At 48.4% G+C, this 3,498-nt stretch carries 3 protein-coding genes and 1 riboswitch; all 3 genes read left to right on the top strand.

Annotated elements, in window-relative coordinates:
- Positions 1–171: 171 nt before the first annotated feature.
- Positions 172–251, top strand: a riboswitch (adenosylcobalamin-variant (AdoCbl-variant) riboswitch).
- An 8-nt stretch (positions 252–259) separates the two neighbouring features.
- The 3 genes from cobG (at position 260) to QUA45_RS28270 (ending at position 3,268) form a co-directional block, all read left to right on the top strand.
- Positions 260–1,777, top strand: a complete 1,518-nt coding sequence (cobG, locus tag QUA45_RS28280; protein ID WP_333101245.1) for a precorrin-3B synthase — start codon at positions 260–262, stop codon at positions 1,775–1,777.
- A 154-nt stretch (positions 1,778–1,931) separates the two neighbouring features.
- Positions 1,932–2,561, top strand: coding sequence for a precorrin-8X methylmutase (locus QUA45_RS28275; protein WP_333101243.1), 630 nt, complete (start codon positions 1,932–1,934; stop codon positions 2,559–2,561).
- Complete coding sequence (locus QUA45_RS28270; RefSeq protein WP_333101241.1) at positions 2,558–3,268, top strand: precorrin-2 C(20)-methyltransferase; 711 nt, start codon at positions 2,558–2,560, stop codon at positions 3,266–3,268. The genes QUA45_RS28275 and QUA45_RS28270 overlap by 4 nt, the downstream gene beginning before the upstream one ends.
- Positions 3,269–3,498 lie beyond the last annotated feature (230 nt).

Raw genomic sequence — 3,498 nt, 5'->3', positions numbered from 1 at the left:
TGATGTTTATATTATTAACGGTGTTGTTAAGGTTTGTAAAGGGGTTGAGCGACAGTTAAACTGATGAGTGTGATTAGGAAAGCTGATGAAAGGAGAGACAGGGGCGATCGCCAGGGGTTTTGTTAAGAAAGTTGAGGGTTTTGCTTTCTGTAGGTCAGCTCGTGATACCTTTCTAAAACCTGAAAGCGGGAAAGTCCGGTGCAATTCCGGCGCTGTGCCGCAACTGTAAAAGTCAGAATGCCGATTTCGGGGGCGCTTTGTGGGCGTTTACTTTTGGATTCCCTGCGTAGCACGGGGAGGAGATTATTTGTTAGCTTTGACTGATTTGCCGACTTGTCCGGGTTTATTTTACGGTTCCCAAGCCCGAGACGGAGTTTTATCGAGAATGCGGATTCCGGGGGGAATTTTAAACGCGCAGCAGTGTTGGACGATCGCCGATTTGGCTGATCAATACAGTACCGGCTGTTTGCAAGTGACAAATCGGGCAAATTTGCAAATCAGAGAAGTGAACTCGGAAATTGCCCCGGAAGTCTGGAACCGCTTGCAGGAATTGGGGATAGCGTCTCGCCGCGTTGAAGTTGACCCGATTCGCAATATTATGGCAAGCCCGACAGCAGGGATCGATAGCCAGCAGTTACTCGATACTCGCCCGCTAGTGAAAGCTTGGGATGATTACCTGCAAACGCATTCCGAATTGTCGGAACTTTCGCCTAAGTTCAGTATTGGCCTCGACGGCGGGGAATCGGTTTCGATCCAGGCTTTACGCAATGATATTTTATTAGCTGCATTCGGTCGTTCAACTCAATCAGAAATCGTTTTTCGGCTGCATTTAAACGGCGATAGAGGAATTTTAATCCAAGAATCGCAATGTATTTCAGTATTAGCCGCCCTCGCTAGCACCTATCTTGAATACACCAAAAATAGACCTCGAATTGATGGCAAAAAACCGCGTTTGCGTCACCTACTGGCAGATTGGGGCGCTGAAAGTTATCTAGAAAGGGTACAGCAGAATTTACCATTTTTATGGCAATTCACATCTTGCACCTTTCCCAAAAACAGCCAAGATGCCTCATCTGAAAAATCCCTCCCCCATCACCGACATCTCGGCATTCATCCTCAGCGACAGTCCGGTTTCTCCTACATGGGAATTGTACTGCCTCTCGGTAGGCTAGAATCAAAGCAACTGCGGAAGTTGGCAAATTTAGCCCACAAGCTAGCCAGCGGTACCCTGAGACTTACGCCGTGGCAAAATCTGTTGATTTCTGATATCCCCAACTCCCAGCTTTTTGACGTAAAAGAGCAAGTCGCCGATTTAGGATTGCACTCGTCGGCGACTCGCCTAGATTCGTGCTTGGTGGCTTGTGCCGGCAGCAGCGGCTGTGCGTCGGCGGCTACAGATACTCAAAGTCACGCCCTAGTAATGGCGAGGGATTTAGCGCAAAAATTGACGATCGACCTGCCGATTAACATTCATTTCAGCGGTTGCGAAAAGTCCTGCGCCCAGCATCGGCCAATTGATATCACGCTGGTGGGAATTCAGATTGAGCGAGGAGACGAGACGATCGAAGGTTACGACATTTATGCGGGAAGAAAAGATTTGCCCTTCGGGCAACCAATTTTTCCGGCGGTGAGTGCCACTGAGATGCCCGGTGCGATCGAGCGAATGTTGCGGGTGTATCAGCGGTTTCGAGAGCCTGTGGAGTCATTTGGTGAGTTTGTCGATCGGCAGGCGATTGACCAATTGCAGGATTTGTTCAGCACCGAAAATTGGAATTGAAAGTGAAAAAATATCCCATGAAAACTGACAATTTTTAATTATTTCTCTTTCTATCTCTCTGGATATTTCTTCCTTCGCGTCCTTTCCATCTTCGCGGTTCATTCAAAAAATCTATTTCAAAAATCCCACAAACTTCCCATAGCAGTTTTAAACAATGATTGACTACATTCGAGACGGAACAGAAATCTACACAAAATCCTTTGCCACAATTCGAGCCGAAGCAGATTTGTCAAGCTTGCCACCCGATTTAGAATCGGTAGCCGTGCGACTAATTCACAGTTGCGGCATGACCGATATTGTTACAGATTTAGCAGCTTCCCCCGGTGCAGCCACCTGCGGACGCCAAGCCCTCTCAGCAGGCGCGCCGATTCTGTGCGATGCCCAGATGGTGGCCGAAGGCATCACTCGCAAACGCCTTCCCGCTGATAATCCTGTGATTTGCACCCTCTGGCATTCCGAGATTCCTGAGTTAGCGCGGCAAATGGGAAATACTCGATCGGCCGCGGCGCTTGATTTATGGCTGGACAAGTTGCAGGGTGCGGTTGTGGCTATCGGCAATGCCCCGACTGCTTTGTTCCGACTGCTGGAAATGCTAGATGCCGGAGCACCCAAACCGGCTTTAATTCTGGGTTTCCCGGTAGGATTTGTGGGGGCTTCCGAATCCAAAGCCGAACTGGCCGCCAACAGTCGGGGAGTGCCATTTATTACGCTGCACGGGCGACGCGGTGGCAGTGCAATGGCAACGGCGGCCGTGAATGCGTTAGCGAAAAAGGATGAATTATGACTAAGGCTACTGGTAAATTGTACGGTTTAGGTATTGGCCCTGGCGATCCAGAGTTGATTACTTTGAAAGCTTATAGGATTTTGCAATCGGTGCCGGTGATTGCATATCCGGCGATGGAAAATGGTAAGGTGCTGGCACGGGCGATCGTCGCAGATTATCTGCGCCCGGAGCAAATTGAGATTCCGATGCCGTTGCCTTTTAGTCCGACGCGATCATCTCAACCTTATTATGATATTGCTGGCGAGAAAATTGCCGCCCATCTAAGCGAGGGACAGGATGTGGCCGTGTTATGTGAGGGCGAACCTTTTCTCTACGGCTCGTTTATGTATCTATTCAACCGTTTGTCGGCGAGATTTACCACTGAAGTTGTGCCGGGAATTTCTTCGACAATGGCGAGTGCGGCTGCGTTGGGAGTGCCGCTGACTTATCGTAACGATGTGTTAAGTATTATGCCTGCGACCCTGGATGCTGAGGTTTTGCGCGATCGACTGGCGGTTGTTGATGCTGCTGTGATTATTAAGCTGGGCCGGCATTTTGCGAAAGTCCGGGACGTACTGATTGAGTTGGGACAGTTCGATCGAGCACTGTATATAGAACGCGCAACTATGCCGAATCAGCGAATTCGGGCGATCGCAGATGTCGAGCCCGCTGAAGTTCCCTATTGGGCTCTCATTATGATACCTAGCCAGCAGAAGTCTGTATCTTAATATTTCCATGCCTGAAGGCGAGCCGCTTCCAGGCTTTACCTACTTTTTTGTGCATTCTTACCTCTTTATGCAGTTTTCTTCATATTGATAAAGTAGACTTATAGCTTATATCAGTTAATCTGTTGTTAAAATACTTTACAAACCTTAGAATATGCTTTATGTTTATTTACATGGCGGAACACAAAGCCGTCACGAACATTGAAAACCAAATAAAGCAATCATAAACAAAT

The organism is Microcoleus sp. Pol12A5 (assembly GCF_036701435.1).
Classification (GTDB): Bacteria; Cyanobacteriota; Cyanobacteriia; order Cyanobacteriales; family Microcoleaceae; genus Microcoleus.
Note: the sequence above shows the minus strand (reverse complement) of the source record. Positions and strands in the feature narration are given on the sequence as shown.

Bases quoted from the DNA above. Each gene is read 5' to 3' on its own strand.
- QUA45_RS28275 (WP_333101243.1), top strand. From the start codon at position 1,932: ATGATTGACTACATTCGAGACGGAACAGAAATCTACACAAAATCCTTT.
- QUA45_RS28270 (WP_333101241.1), top strand. From the start codon at position 2,558: ATGACTAAGGCTACTGGTAAATTGTACGGTTTAGGTATTGGCCCTGGC.